This is a genomic window from Acinetobacter sp. UBA2581 (assembly GCF_002339435.1).
Lineage (GTDB): Bacteria > Pseudomonadota > Gammaproteobacteria > Pseudomonadales > Moraxellaceae > Acinetobacter > Acinetobacter variabilis.
This window is the reverse complement of record NZ_DDLD01000103.1, coordinates 1-1,664: the sequence shown is the minus strand read 5'-3', so window position 1 is coordinate 1,664 and position 1,664 is coordinate 1. Positions and strand designations below refer to the sequence as shown.

Annotated in this window: 1 protein-coding gene and 1 pseudogene; one reads left to right on the top strand and one right to left on the bottom strand. The window is 27.8% G+C overall.

Annotated features, from left to right (window positions below):
• Nucleotides 1-176: pseudogene (locus B3Q46_RS13105) on the bottom strand (IS5/IS1182 family transposase); the annotation flags it as partial.
• Nucleotides 177-994: 818 nt separating this feature from the next.
• On the opposite strand from B3Q46_RS13105, the gene B3Q46_RS13100 reads away from it, so the two are divergent.
• Complete coding sequence (locus B3Q46_RS13100; RefSeq protein ID WP_104426855.1) at nt 995-1,633, top strand: sugar transferase; 639 nt, start codon at nt 995-997, stop codon at nt 1,631-1,633.
• Nucleotides 1,634-1,664: the final 31 nt, after the last annotated feature.

Below are 1,664 nucleotides of genomic sequence, written 5' to 3'. Positions count from 1 at the left end.
TTGAGAGTTAATAACAACTGATCCTCTATATCTAAAGTATGAGGACGACCTGATTTCTTTTTGAGTGATTCTGCTTTTTCTAAAACCTCTACCATTTCAGTAAAAACTTGTCGAGGTACGCCAACCAAGCGTTTGAATTCAGAATCTGAAAAACGGTTTAATTTCTCATATCCCATGAAATCTATATTGAGGCATTTTTTACTTTCGCAAGAGGTCTATTATGTTTTTATAAAGTTTATCTTCTTAAGGTTTTTTGCAATAGAATAAAAATAACGTTATCTGGGTTGTATAATTAATTAGAAATATATTAAATTATAAGTTTAAAATAGAATTTCATTGTGATATAAGGCTCATTATTTATAAATAAATTACATTTTGTCACATTTTATTTAGTGTGAGATTTGCTATTTTTTACAAAAATTATTTATCTTAATAATGAAATATATTTCATTATTAACTGATCTATTGTAATTATAAATTATTTACTTTTTTTTGATATAAGTGTCTAATATTTATAGAAAAAAATATAAAAACAAGTTTCTTGTTAGGTGAAATTTGATTAATTCTAGTTAAATATATATTTTAATAAAAATAATAATAATATTTCTAAAAAACTAAAATAGGAAATTGGCTAACAATAGTCTCTCTACTTTAATAAAAATACAATTGATATGATGCGTAGATAGACATAGTGAGGTGTTTATTAATGGATCTACAACAAGAAAAAAATAAGATCGAAAACTTTGTAAAAAGCTCTATTACAACACGTAAATCTTTATTTATTGAAAAAGATAATATTTTCTTAAAAAAAAACCTTATAGAAAAAGAAGGGTATAAGAACCAGATCATTCAATTTTCTCCACGGATAAATAAAGTGGCTAAGCTAGAGAAAAAAAAATCTTGGTATTATCGAGGGAAGAAAGATCTAATTTTAAAAAATTCTTTAACATCTTACCCTTATCTATATTCTAGTGCTGACCTTTTTAGGAATGATATAAAAGTTGCTAAGCGATTAATCGATATTATTATTTCTCTTACTGCTATATTTATATTATTGCCAGTTTTTATCATCATTGCTTATAAAGTACGTAGAAATCTAGGCTCACCAATTTTCTTTTATCAAGAACGACCTGGTAAAAATGGAAAGCTCTTTAAAATGATTAAGTTCCGGTCAATGAGAAATGCATTTGACCAAGAAGGTAATCTCTTACCAGATAAATTTAGAATTACACCATTTGGTCAAAAACTACGTTCTACAAGCTTGGATGAAATGCCTCAACTTATAAATGTTTTAAAAGGTGATATGAGTATTGTTGGGCCTAGACCTCAAATGAAAGAATTTCTAGAACATTATACGGCTGAACAAATGCGAAGACATGAGGTAAAACCCGGTATGACAGGGCTTGCCCAAGTCAGTGGACGCAATAATTTATCTTGGGAAGAAAAATTCGACTTAGATGTTCAATATGTAGAGAAAAATAACATTTGGCTAGATTTTAAAATTATGTTTAAAACAGCTAAGGTGATGTTTAATCAAGAAGGAATTAATGCGCCAGATCAAGAAGTTGGTGCTGCACGATTTTGTAGAAAGGAGGTCACCGAGAACCATTTACGTGCAAAAGAAGTAAAATAATTAAATAAATTTCATTAGATCTCTTGCGAAA